The organism is Cysteiniphilum litorale (assembly GCF_003428165.1).
Classification (GTDB): domain Bacteria; phylum Pseudomonadota; class Gammaproteobacteria; order Francisellales; family Francisellaceae; genus Caedibacter; species Caedibacter litoralis.
Genome location: NZ_QLIQ01000001.1, coordinates 157,046 through 176,644, shown reverse-complemented (window position 1 = coordinate 176,644; position 19,599 = coordinate 157,046). Strand labels below are relative to the sequence as shown.

At 37.5% G+C, this 19,599-nt stretch carries 24 protein-coding genes; 10 read left to right on the top strand and 14 right to left on the bottom strand.

From position 1 onward, the window contains the following. Positions 1-48: 48 nt before the first annotated feature. Both DNJ75_RS00770 and DNJ75_RS00765 read left to right on the top strand, forming a co-directional pair. A complete protein-coding gene (locus tag DNJ75_RS00770; RefSeq protein WP_117001260.1) occupies positions 49-462 on the top strand; it encodes an HI0074 family nucleotidyltransferase substrate-binding subunit in 414 nt (137 codons plus the stop codon). Beyond that, the gene (locus DNJ75_RS00765; protein WP_117001259.1) at positions 459-776 is read left to right on the top strand and encodes a nucleotidyltransferase domain-containing protein; all 318 of its coding nucleotides are present in this window, start codon (positions 459-461) and stop codon (positions 774-776) included. The genes DNJ75_RS00770 and DNJ75_RS00765 overlap by 4 nt, the downstream gene beginning before the upstream one ends. A gap of 118 nt (positions 777-894) precedes the next feature. Here the strand turns inward: DNJ75_RS00765 and DNJ75_RS00760 are convergent, their stop codons facing one another. The 14 genes from DNJ75_RS00760 to DNJ75_RS00700 form a co-directional block, all read right to left on the bottom strand. Then, entirely contained in the window at positions 895-2,589 is a 1,695-nt protein-coding gene (locus tag DNJ75_RS00760) for a type III PLP-dependent enzyme domain-containing protein (protein WP_117001258.1), read from the bottom strand. A gap of 259 nt (positions 2,590-2,848) precedes the next feature. Next, positions 2,849-4,243 (bottom strand): amino acid permease, encoded by a 1,395-nt coding sequence (locus DNJ75_RS00755; RefSeq protein WP_117001257.1) that lies wholly within the window; start codon positions 4,241-4,243, stop codon positions 2,849-2,851. 137 nt (positions 4,244-4,380) lie between these two features. Then, positions 4,381-5,040: a ribulose-phosphate 3-epimerase gene (gene rpe, locus DNJ75_RS00750; protein WP_117001256.1), complete on the bottom strand. Its 660-nt coding sequence runs from the start codon at positions 5,038-5,040 to the stop codon at positions 4,381-4,383. A gap of 89 nt (positions 5,041-5,129) precedes the next feature. Then, positions 5,130-5,864 carry a glutathione peroxidase gene (locus DNJ75_RS00745; RefSeq protein WP_117001255.1) on the bottom strand — a complete coding sequence of 245 codons (735 nt, stop codon included), beginning with the start codon at positions 5,862-5,864 and terminating at the stop codon, positions 5,130-5,132. A 30-nt stretch (positions 5,865-5,894) separates the two neighbouring features. Beyond that, the gene (locus DNJ75_RS15280) at positions 5,895-6,050 is read right to left on the bottom strand and encodes a hypothetical protein (RefSeq protein WP_157968153.1); all 156 of its coding nucleotides are present in this window, start codon (positions 6,048-6,050) and stop codon (positions 5,895-5,897) included. Between the two features lie 230 nt (positions 6,051-6,280). Then, positions 6,281-6,862, bottom strand: a complete 582-nt coding sequence (locus DNJ75_RS00740; RefSeq protein ID WP_117001254.1) for an anthranilate synthase component II — start codon at positions 6,860-6,862, stop codon at positions 6,281-6,283. Next, entirely contained in the window at positions 6,843-8,360 is a 1,518-nt protein-coding gene (locus DNJ75_RS00735) for an anthranilate synthase component I family protein (RefSeq protein WP_117001253.1), read from the bottom strand. The genes DNJ75_RS00740 and DNJ75_RS00735 overlap by 20 nt, the downstream gene beginning before the upstream one ends. 2 nt (positions 8,361-8,362) lie before the next feature. Further along, entirely contained in the window at positions 8,363-9,013 is a 651-nt protein-coding gene (locus DNJ75_RS00730; RefSeq protein ID WP_117001252.1) for a flavodoxin family protein, read from the bottom strand. After that, the gene (locus tag DNJ75_RS00725; protein ID WP_150468903.1) at positions 9,014-9,928 is read right to left on the bottom strand and encodes a DMT family transporter; all 915 of its coding nucleotides are present in this window, start codon (positions 9,926-9,928) and stop codon (positions 9,014-9,016) included. Between the two features lie 150 nt (positions 9,929-10,078). Beyond that, positions 10,079-10,684, bottom strand: a complete 606-nt coding sequence (gene fic / locus DNJ75_RS00720) for a protein adenylyltransferase Fic (RefSeq protein ID WP_117001250.1) — start codon at positions 10,682-10,684, stop codon at positions 10,079-10,081. A gap of 43 nt (positions 10,685-10,727) precedes the next feature. Continuing rightward, positions 10,728-11,681, bottom strand: coding sequence for a methionyl-tRNA formyltransferase (fmt, locus tag DNJ75_RS00715; RefSeq protein ID WP_117001249.1), 954 nt, complete (start codon positions 11,679-11,681; stop codon positions 10,728-10,730). A 161-nt stretch (positions 11,682-11,842) separates the two neighbouring features. Further along, positions 11,843-12,307: a Francisella virulence factor A gene (gene fvfA, locus DNJ75_RS00710; RefSeq protein WP_117001248.1), complete on the bottom strand. Its 465-nt coding sequence runs from the start codon at positions 12,305-12,307 to the stop codon at positions 11,843-11,845. 57 nt (positions 12,308-12,364) lie between these two features. Next, positions 12,365-13,336: a pectate lyase family protein gene (locus tag DNJ75_RS00705; protein WP_117001247.1), complete on the bottom strand. Its 972-nt coding sequence runs from the start codon at positions 13,334-13,336 to the stop codon at positions 12,365-12,367. A gap of 70 nt (positions 13,337-13,406) precedes the next feature. Next, positions 13,407-14,441 carry a FecCD family ABC transporter permease gene (locus DNJ75_RS00700; protein ID WP_170137158.1) on the bottom strand — a complete coding sequence of 345 codons (1,035 nt, stop codon included), beginning with the start codon at positions 14,439-14,441 and terminating at the stop codon, positions 13,407-13,409. A 157-nt stretch (positions 14,442-14,598) separates the two neighbouring features. On the opposite strand from DNJ75_RS00700, the gene minC reads away from it, so the two are divergent. From minC to DNJ75_RS00660, 8 genes are read left to right on the top strand one after another with little or no spacing between them, the layout of a single operon-like run. Beyond that, positions 14,599-15,282 carry a septum site-determining protein MinC gene (minC, locus tag DNJ75_RS00695; protein WP_117001245.1) on the top strand — a complete coding sequence of 228 codons (684 nt, stop codon included), beginning with the start codon at positions 14,599-14,601 and terminating at the stop codon, positions 15,280-15,282. Positions 15,283-15,331: 49 nt separating this feature from the next. Continuing rightward, positions 15,332-16,186, top strand: coding sequence for a septum site-determining protein MinD (gene minD, locus DNJ75_RS00690; RefSeq protein WP_283156775.1), 855 nt, complete (start codon positions 15,332-15,334; stop codon positions 16,184-16,186). A gap of 1 nt (position 16,187) precedes the next feature. Continuing rightward, on the top strand, positions 16,188-16,487 hold the full coding sequence (gene minE / locus DNJ75_RS00685) for a cell division topological specificity factor MinE (RefSeq protein ID WP_117001244.1): 300 nt from the start codon (positions 16,188-16,190) through the stop codon (positions 16,485-16,487). Further along, positions 16,487-17,284: an ABC transporter ATP-binding protein gene (locus DNJ75_RS00680; RefSeq protein WP_117001243.1), complete on the top strand. Its 798-nt coding sequence runs from the start codon at positions 16,487-16,489 to the stop codon at positions 17,282-17,284. The genes minE and DNJ75_RS00680 overlap by 1 nt, the downstream gene beginning before the upstream one ends. A gap of 15 nt (positions 17,285-17,299) precedes the next feature. Next, a complete protein-coding gene (mlaE, locus tag DNJ75_RS00675) occupies positions 17,300-18,070 on the top strand; it encodes a lipid asymmetry maintenance ABC transporter permease subunit MlaE (RefSeq protein WP_117001242.1) in 771 nt (256 codons plus the stop codon). Positions 18,071-18,074: 4 nt separating this feature from the next. Continuing rightward, a complete protein-coding gene (gene mlaD / locus DNJ75_RS00670; RefSeq protein WP_117001241.1) occupies positions 18,075-18,572 on the top strand; it encodes an outer membrane lipid asymmetry maintenance protein MlaD in 498 nt (165 codons plus the stop codon). Continuing rightward, on the top strand, positions 18,572-19,312 hold the full coding sequence (locus DNJ75_RS00665) for an MlaC/ttg2D family ABC transporter substrate-binding protein (protein ID WP_117001240.1): 741 nt from the start codon (positions 18,572-18,574) through the stop codon (positions 19,310-19,312). The genes mlaD and DNJ75_RS00665 overlap by 1 nt, the downstream gene beginning before the upstream one ends. Then, positions 19,284-19,589: an STAS domain-containing protein gene (locus DNJ75_RS00660; RefSeq protein WP_117001239.1), complete on the top strand. Its 306-nt coding sequence runs from the start codon at positions 19,284-19,286 to the stop codon at positions 19,587-19,589. The genes DNJ75_RS00665 and DNJ75_RS00660 overlap by 29 nt, the downstream gene beginning before the upstream one ends. The last annotated feature ends 10 nt before the right edge of the window (positions 19,590-19,599 follow it).

Sequence of the window (19,599 nt, the reverse complement as noted above, 5' to 3'; positions counted from 1 at the left end):
TTAATCTTGTTATGCTTACTGCCAACCTAAAGTAGCACTTTTACTGCAATGACGACAACTCCACCACTTCGCTGGAAATTACGGTTTGAGAACTTCTCTAAAGCCTATCACGTATTACAAAGACGAGTAACTGAGTATCAACAGCATCAAGATTTAGAAGCCTATCAAATGGCTCTAATTCAAGGTTTTGAAATCATTATCGAGCTATCATGGAAAGTGCTCAAAGATTATCTTGAAAATGAAGGTTTTCAGGAAGTAAGCACACCAAAGACAGTGATACGTCAGGCGTATCAGTCAAACATCATCGATCAAGGAGAGCTTTGGCTTGAAGCGCTTCAGCTTAGAAACTTAGCAAGTCATACCTACGATGAAGCAACCACGAAGATGATTCTTACGTTTATTGTTGATAAATATCTGAAGCTAGTAACACAACTTTATCAAACCTTAGAGTTAAAGCAATGATGAATTACGGGTTAAATAATTATCATATTGATGAAATTCATGCTATTTTGTCCTTATTTCCCGAGATTAAAACGGCTGTTTTATTTGGTTCACGTGCTATGGGCAATTACAAAGAGGCATCGGATATTGATATCGCTCTTATTGGTAAAGAAATTAACTTCAAAGTATTGATCAATCTCAAAGATCAATTTGAAAATAGTAATATTCCCTATTTCGTTGATCTTGTTGATTATCAAACGATTGCCTCAGAAGCGCTACTAGAGCATATCGATGAAGTAGGGATTATTATCTATAATTCTCCCTCAGCAGATTAGCTGATGCATCAAGAATAATTCACCTCTCCCCTTGAGGGAGAGGTCGTGTAGCTTAAACTACAGGGGTGAGGGGGAGAGTTTAACTTATTCTTGATTCATTACTAGCTTATATTTGACACTAGATTTTATTGAATATTTGCTGATTAAAATCATAAGCTACTTGTTCGGCATCTGCCAATTGCAAGTAAGGATTGCCACTTAGGATATTATCCAATAATAATTGCTCATGATCTGTTAACTCTTCCGTTAAATGAAAATAAGCCAAACGTTGTAATCTCGAGCTTAATTGCAATGGATTATGTCCATACTGACACAATAGTGCATGATAATCTTCAGCCTGTTCAACATACAACACACAGTCATCATAGGTTACAAAATCCACCTCAACAGAGGTCGTACGCCCAATGATATTGTGCTTGCTACTGAGCATATCTTGATAAGCACCAACAAACATAAAGGCAAGATCATTAATCTCAGTGCATGGCAAGTTAATATAATCATTGCCTTCTTTATCTTTAAAAACACCATCAGCATCACATGAAATATCAAACAACTGACAATCGATGCTTTCTTCTTCTGAGTAATGTGTTACTGGTAATAATGGGAAATGTTGTCCAATCCCCCAGTGATCTGGTAAAGACTGAAATAACGAGAAATTAAGCCATAATTTTTGTGCATTTTGATCGCCCAAATAGCTGACACTTGAGCTGTCAACCAAATCAGCTAAATCGATTTCACCATTTAACCACCCTGCTTGTAAAGCCTCGTCATAGCTTGTTTGAGTAACAATTTCATTCTCTGCTTTTTGATAAAGAGGTGAAACGATTAACACACTTGACATCGCCGTCACAGCTCTGCCTGACTCAGTAATAATCGTTGGGTGTGGCAGCTGAAAAAGATCGACAAAATAGCTGAATGTTCTAACAATCGTTTCAGCATAATATGGCAATTGAAAACGTGGGTTTTGGGTATCTTCATAATCAATACCCAAACCACCACCTAAATCAATCATTGTCAGATTTTTACAATCATTTAATAGGTTGCCATATAAGCAAACCATCATATTAATATGCTTCTCAACCTGACTTAACTGCTTAAGCTGTGAACCGATATGTCCATGCAGCAATACCACTTTGTCACTCAAATTAAGCGCTTTTAGTTCATTATTAACAAAATGAATGTCTTTTAAGCTAAGACCAAACTTAACACTATGCAAATCCTCATGAAATGGCTTTGTACGGTAGCCTAATTTAAAGTAAATTGCCGATTCATAGCTTAGTGATTTAACAACTGCTAATTCATCAACATTTTCGAGCACCATAATGACCGTGTAACCTAGCTTGGCAGCTAAGTTGGCAAGTTCATAAAACGCTTTGTCTTTAAAGCCATTGCAAATGATATTATTTTCCTTGGCAGCAAGTGCTAAAACGCTTAGCAACTCAGACTTACTGCCAACTTCAAAGTTAAAAGGTAAATCATATTTATAAGCGCACTCTTTTAAGGTCTCCATCACCGCAGCATTAGGGTTTACTTTGATCGGATACGCTAACTGATAAGCACCTTGATAACGGTAATTCTCCATTGCTTTGGCAAAACTTTGGTAGAGGTTTAACATTCTATCTTCAGTGATGTGTTTAAAGTTTAGTACACAAGGCTTACTGCCGCCTTTTTGTAGTACTTTGTCAATGATCTCGGTGAGTGGTTTCGACTGAGTGAAACTCTGACCATAATGAACACACAACTGATTGTTTTCATCATAACTGAAGTAGGGTTGAAATGTGTTACGTGTGTTAAATGAATTGATATTATGCATAGAACCTCTCCTATAGTTTGTAAAGCGCACCTTAAGCTATTTAACTCATGTGCGCCCTATTCATTGAAGGCCATGGAAACTCCCGTTTTGTGCCAATTAAACAATTATCTGACTCTCATCAGACAAGTTTGATTTAAAGCGTTGATTCATATATGAAGTCTAGCACTTAAAATCAAGACTGCTAAAAATTTTGCATAAAGTAACAGCAAGTTATTTCGCTGTAAATAAATTTTTTTGCTAAAAAAAATAAAAAGATTATCTATAAACTCTGTTCAATATGATTACTGGCTTTGCTGTACTTTTTATATAGCCAATAAATCGCCATTGGTAAGAGTACTGCCGGTACGCCAAAGTAGAAGGCTGGTCTTAATTCTTCATTGAAAAATAACAGCACCAAACAAGCAACCTGTAACCAGATTCCCAAGAGTGGCACCAATGGATAAAATGGCGTACGGAACTTGCCTTTTAGTTCAATCTTGTGCTTCTTGCAATGCTTTCTAAAGTTGTATTGTGACCAGCAAATTGAAATCCAGCATACCGCACCGGTAAAGCCAGAAATGCTTAAAAGGTAAGAAAATGCTGTTGTTGACGAGAAAAAGTATGACAAAATCAAAAATATCCAGATGCAAATTAAAGTGAATATCGCCGCAGGCATTGGCACTTGATGGCGATTAAGTCTTGAGAATATTTTTGGTGCCATCTTTTGATTTGACAAACCATACAATGCACGCACCGTTGCATACATGCCACTATTGGCGCATGAAAAAGCTGCTGTTAGAATCACAAACGTAAAGACGCCAGCGACCCAGTGAAAACCATATTGCTGCAATGCTAGAACAAAAACCGAAGTATCACTTTCCATTTTATTCCATGGGAATATGAGCACTAATAGCAATACTGGTACTAGATAAAGCAACACGATACGAATAGCAATATTGCGTGAAGCACGTGGAATAGCAACATCAGTATCAGTTGACTCAGCCGCTGCTAAACACACGATTTCAGACCCTTGGAAATTGACAAGTAGCATGACCATTAAACTAATCACAACAAGCTTGCCATGCGGGAAGAAACCACCATCACCAAGCAAATACTCAGTACCAATCGTTGGCATTTTGCCGCCACTTTTATATAGTCCAAAAAAGATGAATATTGCCAACACACTAAACATCACAATCGCGACAATTTTAACAATCGACAGCCAAAACTCCATCTCACCGAAAATACGTACTTTGGATAAGTTAATAACGGTAATCATCAATCCAAATAGCATCGCCCAAGTAAATGCAGGCACACTTGGGATAATATAATGCATAATAATGCCAGCTGCCGTACACTCAGCCGGAATATAAGCAATCCAATTAAGCCAGTATGACCACCCTGTGCCACATGCCCATGTTGGTGAAATATAATCACTAGCATACTGAATAAACGAACTTGAACTGGGCATTGCCACCGTTAGCTCACACAGACAAAGCATCACTAAAAACACAATCAATCCGCCTAAGGCATAAGATATTAAAACCGCAGGACCTCCTTGGGCAATAATGTATCCCGTGCCAAGGAAAAAAGCTGATCCGATAATGCCTCCCAAAGAAATCAATTCCAGATGGCGTAGTTTAAGGTCTTTTCTTAGTGTTTTTACTTCCGTCATTGCGATCATGCCTTAAGTTTTATGGTGACAGAAAGTGCGAATATTAGAGCCAATTTTTTTGCGGGTCAATCAAAAATTTAAGCACAAAAAATATTTTTTTCATCAATCTTTTTTGCCCCACTTTTTATGGTCTTTTTTCATCCGAGTTGTTGGCGCATTTTATCAATAATTTCCTTATAATCTTGCGCATTAAAAATTGCTGATCCGGCGACAAATGCTTGAGCACCACAGCTTGCAATTTGAGCAATATTATCGACTTTCACCCCACCATCAACCTCGAGCAAAATATCACTTTTGTATTCTTTAATCCATTGCGCTGTCGTACTTATCTTATCATACATCGCATCGATAAAACGCTGCCCACCCAATCCTGGGTTTACCGTCATAATTAATAATCTATCGATCTTTTCAAGCACATGCTGACAGACGCTAACAGACGTCGCTGGGTTTAAAGCAAGACCTGCATCAATACCAAAAGATTTGATTAACCCCAAGCTTCGATCAACATGCTTTGATGCCTCAGGGTGAAAGACAATACTTGTCGCTCCGGCTTTAGCAAAGCTCTCAATCATCGAATCAACCGGTTCAACCATTAAATGTACATCCATGCCAGCATTAATGCCATCATCGCGCAATGCCTTTAATATCATTGAACCAAATGTTAAGTTAGGGACATAGTGATTATCCATCACATCAAAATGAATATTATCAGCGCCAGCTTTTAATACCTTTTTAACATCATCACCTAAATGTGCAAGATTTGCCGATAAAATGGATGGGTTGATTTGAAAATGCATCTGATGATGCTCCTTATAGCCACTCAACAATGCCTGTGATTGTACCTTAATGCAGCGCAAAAGGCTTACGCTTTATTTAAATCAATTTGTTACTTGCTGCTATAGTACTTCTCCAAATCATCCGCGCCACCGATATGCTGACCATCAATATAAATTTGCGGTACGGTTTGACGATTAGTTAACGCCTTGACGGTACGCATTGAAGCGCCATGCCCCAAAACGACTTCTTCATAGCCTTGATTCTGCTCTGCCAATAACTTTTTAGCGCGCTTACAATGTGGACACCCTGGCTTAGTGAAAATGGTTACCTCTTTCGGCAATTGCGCATTAGGTGCAACAAACTTAAGCATCGTATCCGCATCAGAGACTTCAAACGGGTCACCTGCTTTATTTGGCTCAATAAACATCTTGGCAATCACGCTATCTTTTACAAGCATTGAATAACGCCATGAACGCTTACCAAAACCTAAAGCCTCTTTATCAACCAAAAGCCCCATTTTTTCGGTAAATTCACCATTGCCATCAGGGATAAAATCGATATTCTCGGCTTTTTGCTCTTTTTTCCATGCATTCATCACAAAGGTATCATTGACTGACATGCAAACAATGCGATCAATGCCATGCTCTTTAAATACTGGAAACAGCTCATTAAACCGCGGTACATGAGATGATGAACACGTTGGCGTGAAAGCACCTGGCAATGAGAACACAATAACATTTTTACCTTTAAAAACATCATCGCTTGTCACATCCTGCCATTGACCATCTTGCATGGTTTTAAACGTGACATTGGGTACTTGTTGGTTTTCTAAATTTGGGAACATTTATTGACTCCTGTTTTATTGATTGCTTTATTATTCATTAATATTGATTGATGCATTTAGACTATGCGTTTGTGTCTTGTGCACCTGTTTTGCCATTGTAGATGTTGCATAAAAATCTGTGCCGGCTAGAGCAAGATTACTACCTAACAACATAACACTGATTGCGATACTTATACTCTTTTTCATACTTATCTTCCTTAGTGCTCTTTGTGATGTCAACACTATAACAAACGTTCAATCATGTGATAAATATATTATATTTTAATTATTAATCAGTTTTTTTTATTAAAAATTAAGAGCAAAGTAATCTAGTGCTACAACTTTAAAACACGCGACTACTTGAGTTCACTTATAAATCCCATATTTTTGATGCATTACTCCATTTTTAAGTATTCGCGTATCTTGGATGTGTGGCACTAGATCAATGAATGCTTGATCACATTCATAAAAATATCTATGCCATGACAACTCGTGATACTTTCTGGATGGAACTGGACTCCACCTAGCTGAAGCTGCTTATGTTTAATTGCCATAACACAGTCGTCATCCAATGATCTTGCTAAAATATCCAGATCTTCATGGGGGAAAGATAAATCTTCAGCTGCTAACGAATGATAGCGTGTTACATCAATAATAGGGGGAATACCAGCAAAATATGCTTCGGAGTTATGCTTAATTTTGCTGACTTTTCCATGCCTAACATTTTTTGATCTTATCACCTTACCACCGAATGCTTCAACCATAGCCTGCATTCCCAAACAAACACCAAATAAAGGAATTTTCCCACTGAATTCTTTTATTAAAGGAATGTATCCACTATCTTTTGGATTACCTGGGCCTGGACCAAATATAATTAAATCATATTGAGCTTCCCTTATACTGTTAGCCGTAACGCAATCATTTCTAATAACATCTGCATCTACCCCTTTTATAGAAATACAATATTGATAAATGATATGCACGAAACTATCATAGGCATCAATTAATAAAATCTTCATTTCTTAACTCCTTTGCTGTAATTGCATAATATGTTGAGCTTAACTTACTAATCGTTTCTTTCCATTCTCCTTCTGGAGTTGAATCATAAACAATACCTCCTGATGCTCTAATCGTATATATTCCAGATTGGTAAGTGGCAGTACGGATACAAAGCGCTGTTTCAACCACACCAGAAAAATCTATAAATCCAATGCAGCCAGCATAGAGACCCCTTCGTGAGTTTTCTGTTTCCTCAATAATTTCCATTGCTCTAACTTTAGGCGCGCCAGTCATTGTTCCTGCGGGAAATGTTGCTGCTATCACATCATACTTATCATAGCTTGCTTCTTTTTGCCCAATGACATTGGAAACGATGTGTGATACATGAGAGTATTTTTCAACAACCATTAATTCATCTGTTTCTAGAGTTCTCTTGGTACAAACTCGGCCTATATCATTACGACATAAATCCACCAACATAATATGCTCAGCTCTTTCCTTTTCATCATTTAACATAGCGTGCTGTAAAAGTTTGTCTTCCTCTGCATTTTTACCTGCTCTAATGGTTCCTGCAATTGGTCTCATCGTTAGCTTATTATTTTTATCAATCCTTAAAAACAGCTCAGGGCTCGCTCCAATGATATGCATATCTCCTAACTGCGTATAATACATATAGGGGGAAGGGTTTATTTTACGTAGTCTCTTATATACTGAGTACGGCTTAATCTCACTATCTATAGTTATTTCATGACCTAACTGAATCTGATAAATATCGCCCTGTACAATGTGATCTAATGCCTTATGAACCCAATTAAAATATGTTTTTTTATCAACAGAGTCGCTGATCCTCTTAGCCACTGAAACCTTATTATCTGGGCAAATATCTAACTGAGTTTCATCATATTTTTTTTCACTTACGATACTCATAATAACTTTCTTAACAGGGCTTTTAGGAGCATGTTCAAGTTCATTAGTAATTAAAAAATTTTGACCATTTTTTAAATCCATACTAATCAACGTGCTATAAATACTTAGATCAATAATGTGTTTTTGATTCTTTTCATGTATACAATATGGCAAGTTTTCTATTACTCGGACACTATCATAACCAAAATAACCAAAATAACCAAAAGCTAACGAAGTCCTATCACCAAGATAATCTAAAGCAAATACTGATTCTATTTTTCTTAGTATTTCCCAAATTTTATTCAAATTTTTGATCTTATACTCACATTCCTTAACCTTACTTAATTCATCAATAGAGTCTAAAACAGTGCTTACTGAAGATACAATTGCACTTACTCCAGATATTTTTATCGCTGTTAAGCTCATTTTTATATTAAACAAAGGTTCTATACCAATTAAAGCTTGGTTCATATCTTTATTTGGCCCTGACAAGGATTCAAGCAAAAATAATTGGTCATCTGTATACACTTTTCTTAAACTGTTGAAAATACTAAAACTATCAGCATTAGTTGGTAAATTTTCACAAAAGCTTCTGACTCTTAACATACTCATTTTTACACCTTCATTTTTGAATTATTTTCAGCCGCTATTCGTTCGTTCTGACTCAAACAAAATTCATCTGTTTTTTTAACACTCATAGAAATAGCCAATGAATATAATCTTTCCATTAATTGATTGATTGCCGATACACCTTCTTCATCATGCCAAATATTTCCTGACTCCCCACCTTGTATTAAGGCTGGATAACCTGAGCCAGGAATAATCATTCTATTCAATAAAAAGTTATTTAATAGCTGATCATGCACATTCCCTAAATTGTACCTTCTCCCTACAACGACACAACCCCCAAGCTTATTAGATAGAGGTCTGTTAAATCTTAAATAACCGACACCAGCTCTTTCCAAAAAGATTTGCATTTTATGCGCCATTCCAAAAGCATGTACAGGTGCTACATAAATTATAATATTAGAATTCACCAGACAATCTACAATAGATGCGACGTCATCATCTAAGTGGCAGGGAGAAGAACGATAATTACAATCTCCACAGCTGCCGCAAGGAATTATTTTCTTCTCAGACAAAAAAACACTATGCACCGAACAATCAACACTTTGAAAGTAATTAGCTAAATAATTGACTACAGAATCACTATTGCCTCCTTTTCTTTCTGAGCCCGATATAATTGTAACAACTATTTTCTCCATTTATTTAAACCTCCTAAAACTATAAACTCCTAAAATCACCAGTAAAACTCCAATTAATTCCATATAACTAACACTGTCGCCTAATATGGTCATTGACATTACAAGCGTAATGATTGGTCCTAAGTTATTCATTAGCGCACTTGGAATTACCCCTACTCTTTTCATACCCAGTACCATAAAGATTGACGGGATGACAGTAGAAAAAATAGACATGAATAACGCTAACATGTAGACCTGCCAAGCCTGCTCTAACAGAACAGTAATATGATTATAATTAGAAAAATATTGTATCAACGCATAAAAACCAGCAAAAAGCATTGCCCATGAGTTAAAAAGTATAGGATTTGTGTTTTTTAATGCCTTTTCGCATACAATGAAATAAATGGCGTAAAAGATAGCGCTACCAAAAATTAATAAAACCCCAACAAAATCATTACTAGACCCATGAACAACTTTAGACATTGCAAAAAAATATATTGCTAAACCAGCATAGCTGATACCAAACGGAATAATAACCATTTTTGAATACGGTTTTTTAAACAAAAAAATTGAGAGCAATACAACAAAGCATGGAAAGGTAAATAAAACCATCCTTTCTACCATAACTGATGTATAAAAGAGTCCATACATATCAGTTAAGGTAGTTAGATAATAGCAAAGGGAAGCAATAATTATTAGCTTTAGAACAACTCGATTCGCTATCCCAGGCTTAGTTTTACTACAAGTCCCAATAAATAATATTATCAGCACAAACAACGGTATAGAGAGGCACATTCTTAAGGTTAAGAGTGTAACTGGTGGAACATTGTAATTATATGCTAATTTAATAAATATAGACTTAATAGAAAAGCCAACGACACTGATAAGGACATAAAAATATCCAAGAAAATAGTCATTTCTAAGTGATTTTATCATATCAGATAAAAGTAATAACAAGTAAATTTTACATTTTTGTAACGATACAAGAATACAAGCAAACTGTCTACATAATTCTAGTGATATAAGAAATGCCTTATTCAAAGTGAACGATACTCTTACAACCTCAATTTGCAATGGCAAAGAGCATTATAAATCCTCAGTCTTAAACTCGCTATATCCTTCATAGTAGTAGCTAATATCGATACCTTTCATAAAGAGCGCCCTATCGTTTATTTGCGTGGTTAATGCTTGTTTGAGCAAAACTTTGATTTCAATGTCCTTAACCACACTGCGCTCCATTGCCGATAAATACTCATCTTTATCCACTTGATTCCAGTCAATCACATGCTGAATTTCTTTTTTTAGGATCAAATCTAACCAAATGCGTGTTGCACGCCCGTTGCCCTCTCTAAATGGATGTGCGATATTCATCTCAACATACTTTTCAATAATCTCATCAAAGCTGGTTTGTGGCATGGCATCGATATATTTTAATGATTGTTCAAGATACATTAAAGGGGCGAAACGAAAATTACCTTTGGCAATATTCACCTCACGAATTTTTCCAGCAAAATCATAGATCTCTGCAAAAAGATAAGCATGGATATATGATAATCCCGCGAACTTACCGACTTCAACTTGATCGATATCACCGCTGATAAATAGCTGTTTTGCCTTTTGCTTACTTATTTTTTCCTCTGCTTTAGCTAGTTCTAATTGATTGGTGATATTTAGTTTATTTGCCAAAATCATTTTTAAGTTTCTCCAAGTTAATCACCTCAGTCTAAGCATCCCGTTAAACCACTTTCCCTATAAGATAACTTAAATCTTTACCATTAAGAATACTTGCTACAGGCAGCATTTTCTTGCCTGGGAATTGTAATGAACCAATATTGACTATACCATCTTGTGCCTGAATTTTTAGCCCCTCTTTATCTACGCCAATAATGCTACCAATCGCCGAATTTGACATCTGATGAATAATCTCAATATCGGCGAACTTGACTGCTTCGTCATCAATCATCATATAAGCACTTGGCCAAGGACTAAAGGCGCGAACTTTGCAATCAATTACGTGACAAGGATTATTAAAGTTAATCAACCCTTCTTCTTTAGTCAGCTTATGAGCATAAGTCGCACCCTCAGGCTGCACTAGCGGGGTTAATGTATGCTCTGCCATCTCTTTAAGCACGGCACAAACAGCTGGAACTGATAACTCTGCCAAGCGATTATGTAAGCTCAAACTAGTGTCATCAGCCAAAATAGGCGTTTCTAGCACATGTAAGATGTCACCAGTATCTAAGCCTTCATCCATCTGCATAATGGTGATACCAGTTATTTTGTCACCTGCTTCAATCGCGCGCTGAATGGGGGCAGCCCCCCGCCATTTTGGTAAAAGCGATACGTGAATATTAATGCAGCCCTGTTTAGGGGTTTCCAGCACCACCTTTGGCAATAACAAACCATAAGCAATAACCACCATCACATCGGCATTTAAATCGGCTAGTTGCTTGATTGCTTCAGGCTCTTTTTTGAATGATAACGGTTGAAACACTGGAATATCATGCACCAAAGCACACGTTTTAACTGGCGAGCACTCCAGTTTTTTACCGCGCCCTTTAGCACGATCTGGTTGCGTGAAAACGCCAACAATATTGTAATTTTCTTCAAGTAAGGCACTTAGCACATGTGCTGAGATATCTGGCGTACCAGCAAAGACGATACGTAACGATTTAGGATTATTTGACATATAAGCACCTAAACAATGGTTTATTGATAATCATAGATATTCGGATCTAGCCAGAATATGACGGTTTGCGGTCATTCTCGGATTTGATCCGTGAATCCAGAAAAATACCTGATAATATTTGCATAGCTACTTATCGCTATTTATTTAGAAAACTCAATAGATTAATGATAAGCGTAAGCGTAAAGATTAGCACCATCTAACGGTCCAGTATTGCCTGAAGCCACACAATTACCAATGACTTTGGTGGCACCATACTGCGCTGCTACTTCTTTGGCTTTTTGCACATTTTGCTCACACGCTGCTTGGATTTCTTTTTTGCTCGTATAATGCGTATCAACACGGATAATACCAATTGGCGATTCATTAAGCCCATTAACCACAGGCACCGCCTTTCTTAAATTCATATCTTCTGAGGCATAAAACTGCACATCCTGAAGCTTGACCGGCGAGTAAATTTCTTTGGTTTGCGGTAAATACACCGCATGCGCTTCGTATTTTGTTTTAGGGACAATCGCCCAAAAAAAGCCAATTACGGCAATTAAAATCCCTGCATAAATAATATTTTGTTGAAAACGACTCATAGCAATCAATAAATCAATACTCTGGTTTTGGTTAGCGCGTATCATAGCACAGTCGGCTTATGACAATCCAGATGGCTCATGGCTGATTGTCATATTTCATGATTATAATGCAGGTAAAGCCTGTAAGGCGTCTGTCATGATAATGTTATCAAATGCATCGCGAGGCAAAGCACCATAACTGTCCTTATTTCGTTGTAACAAGCTACATGTCTTGTCATTAGGGCTTTGATCAAGTGCCACACATTCGAAGCCTTGATTTTTGAGAATCATATTTCCCACGAGCACATTGGTGGTACCCTCAGCAAGAATAAGTGCATCCTTTTCCTTGTTGGGTCTTTGAGGATTAAGATATAAATTATCTGATAGGGTTGATATTGCTTTGTTACGCACCCTAGTCCCATAACTACCCCATCCATAAATGACATTATTGCTCATGTTTAGCTCACCTGGATTTGAAAACTGTGGTGATCGCTGAAAGTTATTGTAAAACAAATTATTAAATAGCGTGATTTTGGTTGGAGCAGGCACCATGTTATTGTCAGTGACAAGCATCCCCTTATATTTTATATTTAGCACGTCAACGCCCTCGATTGCATAAGCAATAATGCTATTTCTGATGGTAATGTTATAACTGCTATTATTAATATCGATATTTTTACCAAACTCAACATCACTCTGACTCGAATTTTCGATTGAAGCATGATCGACTACAATATCATGCGCACCATTTGTAATTAATAGCCCATATTTTGCAGCAAAACGAATACGCAGATTGGTTAAGTTGATATTATGACTGTTTGAAATGTAAATTCCTTGATTTTCTATCTGTGTATCTTCTGGAAAGGCCAAATTAATATAAGCTAAGTCTTTTATTACAATAGGTGTGTTAAGCTTAATTGTGCCTTGGGTTTTAAACACAATATTGCGATTCCCAAATATAAGAGCCTCTCTTAAAGAACCTATGCCGCTGTCATTTAGATTAGTTACATACACCGTTGATAAATTAATAGCAGAGTAGCCATTTTGACTAAAAAAACAATAAAGGACAGATAATGTTGCTAAAATGATTCTCATCTATATTTCCTCAAATTATGCGTATGCTTTGAGTGTAGTTGGCTAAAGCAAAATAGCAACAACTCTTCTGTTATCGACTAAGCTCACGAATCACCAAGAAGATTAAAAACGGTGCACCAATTAAAGAAGTAATCACACCAACAGGAATAACCATGGGATAAAGCAAAGTTTGCGATAAAAACTGACTGATTAGCATTAAAATCGCACCACACAAAAAGCTGCTGGTCAGCAAATACTTCATTTTATTCGTACCAATGCACATTCTGGCAATATGAGGTGCAACAAGCCCTAAAAAGGCAATGGGGCCGGCAACTGAGACAATCGCAGCAATCAAGAATGATAATAACACAACCAACTGAATCAATAATCTTTTGACATCAAGCCCCACCATCATTGCTTCAGATTCACCCAGACTCAATAAATCAAATGCCTGATTTCTACAATAAGCAAAACTGCAAAATATCATGGTAATAATAGCTAATAATATCACCTGCTGCCAAGTGATGTTGACGAAGCCGCCAAACTGCCACAAGGTAATTTGCTGCAAGGTTTGCGCTTGGCTAAAACTCATAATCAACGCCGTTAATGCGCTAAAAATCGCTGAAACACCGACACCAAGCAAAATCACTATGGCGATATTAGCAAGGCGATCCTGAAAGCTAATCACCAGCAAAAACACAATAAGCACGATAAATGCGCCAAACACACACGCAAGGAAAAAAAGCAAGTACGAATAATGCGACAATGTCACAAAATAGGCAGGTAAGATAAACAACAGCATCAACCCAACAAATTGGCTGCCCGAGGAGACGCCTAAAATGCTGGCATCGGCTAATGGATTACGTAATACCAACTGCAAAATGGCACCACTGACACCCAAACCACCACCTACAAGCGTTGCCGCAACCCAGATGATGAGTTGATATTGCCAAAACAACTGACTAGCTAGCAAACTGTTTAAATGCACATTGCGCCCATACGATAGTGAGCTCACGATAACAAACAGCACGAGCAACAATAAGCCTAATATGAGATTAAAGCCAACAACTCTACTTGCCTTATTTATTTTTTTAATTTTTCTCACTTTATTTATCTGTGTTTGCAACTTTTTCGCCCTTTCACCATAATTTACCACCTAAAGGCATAATTAGCCTTGCCAATTATCATGATATTCGTTATAAAATCGATATATTTTAACGATACAATAATGCATTTGCGCTACCATTATTGGTAAAGTGCGACAAAATAACAAGGGAAACAAAATGCCGGCAGCTTTTCAAATCAAGGGAAGTCTCTTTACGTTGAGCGTATTACAAATATTGAGTACAGATCTTGAGGACATTGAAAAACAAATCACAACCAAGATAAAACAAGCGCCGCAATTCTTTAATAATACTCCAATGGTCATTGAATTAACTGCCTTAACAAGCGGATTAACGATTGAGTTTATCGAAAACTTAACCGAGATGTTAAGAAAACACACATTACTTACCGTAGGCTTTAGATTACCTGATCAGACGTTAACCGATGCCTTACAATCGAAAGGTTTTCCAATCTTCAAAGAAGGGAAAAACATTCCCGCGCCAACGGTTTCCGTTAATAAAGTCTCAACGTCACAACACAAAATCATCAGCTCACGCGTGCGTTCAGGTCAGCAAGTGATCTCACAAAACGGTGACTTGATTATTTTATCGTCCGTAAGTTCAGGCGCTGAGCTATTAGCCAGTGGTAATATTCACGTATATGGTACATTACGTGGACGTGCAGTCGCTGGCTTAGATGGCGATACCAGTGCGCGAATTTTTTGCCACAAATTAGAAGCAGATCTTGTATCAATTGCAGGTCAGTATAAAATTTTTGAAGAGCCTGTTGAACCGCTTGGAAATGACAATAATGGCTATCAAATACAGCTAAAAGACGGTACAATCATGATCAGCCAAATTTAGGCTCCCCCCCTTTTTAAGAAAATAACAATTGAATCAAGGATTAAATACTGTGAGCACAGATTCCAAACAAACCAAAAAAAATGCCAAACCGCGCGCCACAACCGTGGTCATCACCTCAGGTAAAGGTGGTGTTGGCAAAACCACAACAAGTGCCGCGATATCATTAGCATTAGCCATGAAGGGCTTTAAAACCGTTGTTATTGATTTTGATGTCGGTCTTAGAAATCTTGACCTTGTCATGGGCTGCGAACGCCGCGTTGTCTATGACTTAATCAGTCTTATCAATAAAGAAGCAAACATCAATCAAACATTGATTAAAGATAAACGCTCTGAAAATCTTTACATTCTACCTGCGTCACAAACGCGCGACAAAGATGCATTAACCGAAGCTGGCTTAGAAGATATTATGAAGGAGCTTAAAGCAAATTTTGATTATATTATTTGCGACTCGCCTGCAGGTATTGAAAAAGGCGCATTAATGGCAATGCTCCATGCCGATAAAGCGATTGTGGTTACCAATCCTGAGGTTTCCTCTGTGCGCGATTCAGATCGTATCATTGGTGTGCTATCCAGTAAAACACGTAAAGCCAAAGAAAATGGTGAAGCCGTTGATGCTAAGCTTTTGATTACACGCTATGATCCGACACGTGTTATGCAAGGTGAAATGCTATCACTTGATGATGTCAAAGATGTGTTATCTATCCCGCTATTAGGTGTTATTCCAGAATCAAAAATGGTATTACAAGCATCAAATTCAGGTGTGCCGGTAACCGCTTATCAAGACAGCGAAGCCGGTCAAGCTTATATTGATGCTGTTGAGCGCTTCTTAGGTCATGATAAACCACTGCGCTTTATCACTGCAGAAAAGCCAGGGCTTTTAAAGCGTCTATTTGGAGGAAAGTAACATGGGATTGTTTAATTTTTTTAAAAGTAAACCTGAAGTAAAAAATAGCGCGCATATCGCTAAAGAGCGTTTACAGATCATCGTATCACACCAGCGAAATGAAGCTCACTCTGGTATTAAAAAACCAGATTTCATCAATAAACTGCAAGATGACATTCTTGAGGTTGTCAAAAAATACGTCAATATTGGACATAATGACATAAAAATTGACATCGATAGCCAAGGAGATAGATCTGTCCTTGAGCTTAATGTTACTATCCCTGAAGAGTCAAACCAACCTAAACAAGCATTAAACGCCTAATGTCTCACGATCACCTTGCTGTAAGCTTTGATAGAGTTGCCTTTTTCCGTGGTGAAAAATGCATTTATAAAAACCTAACATGCAATATCCCCAAGGGTAAAATCACTGCAATATTGGGTCCATCAGGCACTGGTAAAACCACCCTTTTGCACCTGATTGGTCGCCTGATAAAAGCTCAAAGCGGTGATATTCGTGTACTTGATCATGAACTTGATTCATTAGATAAAAAAGCATTACTGGCTTTACGTAAGAAAATGGGCGTTTTATTTCAATCAGGCGCTCTTTTCACACAATTATCGGTATTTGATAATGTTGCCTTCCCTTTGCGTCAAAACAGCAACCTAAGTGAATACCTCATTCATAACTTAGTATTAATGAAACTACAATCTGTTGGACTACGTGGCACAGCCGATATGATGCCTAGTGAGCTATCAGGTGGTATGGCTCGACGCGTGGCGCTTGCGCGCGCCATTGCATTAGATCCAGATCTTATGCTTTATGATGAGCCATTTACCGGTCAGGATCCTATTTCTTTAAAGGTGATTTTAACCTTAATAAAAGAGCTTAATGATGCACTGCATATGACATCCGTGATTGTCTCACATGATATTGATGAGGTGATGAGCATTGCTGATCATGTCATTATCATTGCCAATCAACAAGTGATGCTTGAGGGGTCACCTGAATTTATCAAAAACAGTAAAGATCCTTTTGTCTCACAGTTTCTATCCGGTAGCGCAGACGGTCCGGTGGCATTTGACTATCCTGCGCCTAACTTCTTAAGCACATTGCAATAAATGAGGAAGTGATTCATGCTAAAAATAATCCAAGTGCTTGGTCGCAATACCTTAAATACAATAACTAATCTCGGTGAGTCAATATTACTAGCACTTGAGATGACATTTGGGCGTTGCAATCCACGTAGCATTATTACGCAAACCTACCATGTTGGCATCAACTCGGTTTTGATCATTCTGGTTTCAGGTTTATTCATTGGTTTTGTCTTAGCACTACAAGGCTTTTATACACTTGCTAAATTCAGCGCTGAATCGGCGTTAGGTCCAATGGTTGCCTTAAGCATTATTCGTGAGCTAGGACCCGTGGTCACTACTTTATTATTTGCTGGGCGCGCAGGCAGCGCACTGACCTCTGAAGTGGGATTAATGAAAGCCACCGAGCAACTTGCCAGCCTTAATATGATGGGTGTAGACCCCGTGCGTTTTATCTTAGCACCTAGATTCTGGGCATGTGTTTTAAGCGTGCCTATTTTAAATTTGTTTTTCTCAACCATCTCGATTTGGGGTGGGTACCTTATTGGCGTCAAACTGTTGGGGCTTTTTAGCGGCACATTCTGGGGTAACATGCAAGCTTCAGTATTATTTTATGATGATGTAATGAACGGTATTTTAAAAAGCTTGGTATTTGGCATTGCCGTGGCGATTGTCTCGCTTTATCAAGGCTATAATTGTCGCGCTAATTCCGCAGGCATTGCCCAAGCCACAACAAAGACCGTTGTCTATTCCTCTTTAGCAATTTTAGGTCTAGACTTTCTAATGACCGCCTTAATGTTCAAAGGAGTTTAAAAAAATGTATAAAAAATCTTATGAGCTATTAGTAGGTGTTTTTGTCCTTCTTGGCATTGTTGCACTTATCTTTATGGCATTAAAAGTGAGTGGACTATCACTTTCTGGCTTTGATAATAGCTCTTATCAAGTCAAAGCACAGTTTCAAAACATCGGCAGTTTACGCCCAGGGGCCGCAGTACGTATTGCCGGTGTTGAAATCGGTAAAGTTGACAACATCACCTTAACACCAAATTATAATGGCTTTATTGCTGATGTGACTTTAAACATCAATAAACGCTACAGCAATATTCCAAGCAGCTATGGCGCCGCCATTGATACAAGTGGTATTTTAGGTGATAGTTTTATTGCCCTTCACCCATCAGATATGGATATTCCCGGATTATATAACAGTAAATACTTAGAAAATGGTAGCACCATAGAGTTGTCAAATACCTCTTCAGCCATTAACCTAAACTCACTGATCAATACCTTTGTATCAGGTTCTGGAGATAAGAAATAATGAATAAAGTAAATAAAACAAAAAAAATTATAGCAGTAGTAAGCACCATTTTAGCAGTGAACAGCATACAGCTAAGCTATGCAGCTGACGCTAAACCTGCAACAACGGTAACAACCGCAACTTCTGCGGGCACAAAACCCGCTGCCGCGGTTAGCAAACCTGCAATAAATACCGACCCAGTAGCACTACTGCAAAAATCTATTGTTGAAACACAAAAAACATTGATTAAATCAAAAAATGAATTAAGCAAAAACCCCAAAGAACTAATCCAGTTAATTGACACGCATGTGATGCCACTTTTAGCGACAAACATCATCGCACAACTTTTAGTTGGCAAAGGACGTTGGCAAGCAGCTGATAAGACCGAGCAACAGAAGTTTATCACTGAAATCACACAAATGTTAGCCTATTCATATGCTGAGAATATTGCTCAAGCGGGTAATTATGATATTCAAATATTCCCCTTTAGTAATAACTCATGGCAAGGACAACGTTTAATCGTTGTAACTGGCAAAATCATTAATTTGCAAAATCAATCCTCTTCTGATTTGAGTATTAAAATGTTAAATGAAGCAGGAAAAGACGCTGCAGCCAAGTGGAAAATTTATGATCTATCTGTTGCTGGTGTCAGCATATTAGATAACTTCAGAGCGCAGTTTAAAGACTATAAAACCCTTAAAGATATTAACCTTGCCATTGAGAAAAAAAACAATGAGCTTATCAATAAAAAATCCAAATAGTTTTAGCCTGCAAGGCGATCTTAATTTCAGCAATGCTTCAAGCATTGAAAAAGAACTAGATCATGCGCTGAAATCTATAATATCAAGACTAGAAATTGATCTTAATGATACCCAAGAGATTGATAGCGCCGGCATTGCACTTCTTATGCATATTATCCACCACTGTCAGAGCAATAGCATTGATCTGCAGTTTACAGGTCTTGTTTCAGAAAATGCTAAATCATTGATTAACATCCACGGTTTAGATAATCTATTTTCACCTTTTATAAAACAATAACAAATAAGAG

Bases quoted from the DNA above. Each gene is read 5' to 3' on its own strand.
- DNJ75_RS00770 (WP_117001260.1), top strand. From the start codon at position 49: ATGACGACAACTCCACCACTTCGCTGGAAATTACGGTTTGAGAACTTC.
- DNJ75_RS00765 (WP_117001259.1), top strand. From the start codon at position 459: ATGATGAATTACGGGTTAAATAATTATCATATTGATGAAATTCATGCT.
- DNJ75_RS00760 (WP_117001258.1), bottom strand. From the start codon at position 2,589: ATGCATAATATCAATTCATTTAACACACGTAACACATTTCAACCCTAC.
- DNJ75_RS00755 (WP_117001257.1), bottom strand. From the start codon at position 4,243: ATGACGGAAGTAAAAACACTAAGAAAAGACCTTAAACTACGCCATCTG.
- rpe (WP_117001256.1), bottom strand. From the start codon at position 5,040: ATGCATTTTCAAATCAACCCATCCATTTTATCGGCAAATCTTGCACAT.
- DNJ75_RS00745 (WP_117001255.1), bottom strand. From the start codon at position 5,864: ATGTTCCCAAATTTAGAAAACCAACAAGTACCCAATGTCACGTTTAAA.
- DNJ75_RS15280 (WP_157968153.1), bottom strand. From the start codon at position 6,050: ATGAAAAAGAGTATAAGTATCGCAATCAGTGTTATGTTGTTAGGTAGT.
- DNJ75_RS00740 (WP_117001254.1), bottom strand. From the start codon at position 6,862: ATGAAGATTTTATTAATTGATGCCTATGATAGTTTCGTGCATATCATT.
- DNJ75_RS00735 (WP_117001253.1), bottom strand. From the start codon at position 8,360: ATGAGTATGTTAAGAGTCAGAAGCTTTTGTGAAAATTTACCAACTAAT.
- DNJ75_RS00730 (WP_117001252.1), bottom strand. From the start codon at position 9,013: ATGGAGAAAATAGTTGTTACAATTATATCGGGCTCAGAAAGAAAAGGA.
- DNJ75_RS00725 (WP_150468903.1), bottom strand. From the start codon at position 9,928: ATGATAAAATCACTTAGAAATGACTATTTTCTTGGATATTTTTATGTC.
- fic (WP_117001250.1), bottom strand. From the start codon at position 10,684: ATGATTTTGGCAAATAAACTAAATATCACCAATCAATTAGAACTAGCT.
- fmt (WP_117001249.1), bottom strand. From the start codon at position 11,681: ATGTCAAATAATCCTAAATCGTTACGTATCGTCTTTGCTGGTACGCCA.
- fvfA (WP_117001248.1), bottom strand. From the start codon at position 12,307: ATGATACGCGCTAACCAAAACCAGAGTATTGATTTATTGATTGCTATG.
- DNJ75_RS00705 (WP_117001247.1), bottom strand. From the start codon at position 13,336: ATGAGAATCATTTTAGCAACATTATCTGTCCTTTATTGTTTTTTTAGT.
- minC (WP_117001245.1), top strand. From the start codon at position 14,599: ATGCCGGCAGCTTTTCAAATCAAGGGAAGTCTCTTTACGTTGAGCGTA.
- minE (WP_117001244.1), top strand. From the start codon at position 16,188: ATGGGATTGTTTAATTTTTTTAAAAGTAAACCTGAAGTAAAAAATAGC.
- DNJ75_RS00680 (WP_117001243.1), top strand. From the start codon at position 16,487: ATGTCTCACGATCACCTTGCTGTAAGCTTTGATAGAGTTGCCTTTTTC.
- mlaE (WP_117001242.1), top strand. From the start codon at position 17,300: ATGCTAAAAATAATCCAAGTGCTTGGTCGCAATACCTTAAATACAATA.
- mlaD (WP_117001241.1), top strand. From the start codon at position 18,075: ATGTATAAAAAATCTTATGAGCTATTAGTAGGTGTTTTTGTCCTTCTT.
- DNJ75_RS00665 (WP_117001240.1), top strand. From the start codon at position 18,572: ATGAATAAAGTAAATAAAACAAAAAAAATTATAGCAGTAGTAAGCACC.
- DNJ75_RS00660 (WP_117001239.1), top strand. From the start codon at position 19,284: ATGAGCTTATCAATAAAAAATCCAAATAGTTTTAGCCTGCAAGGCGAT.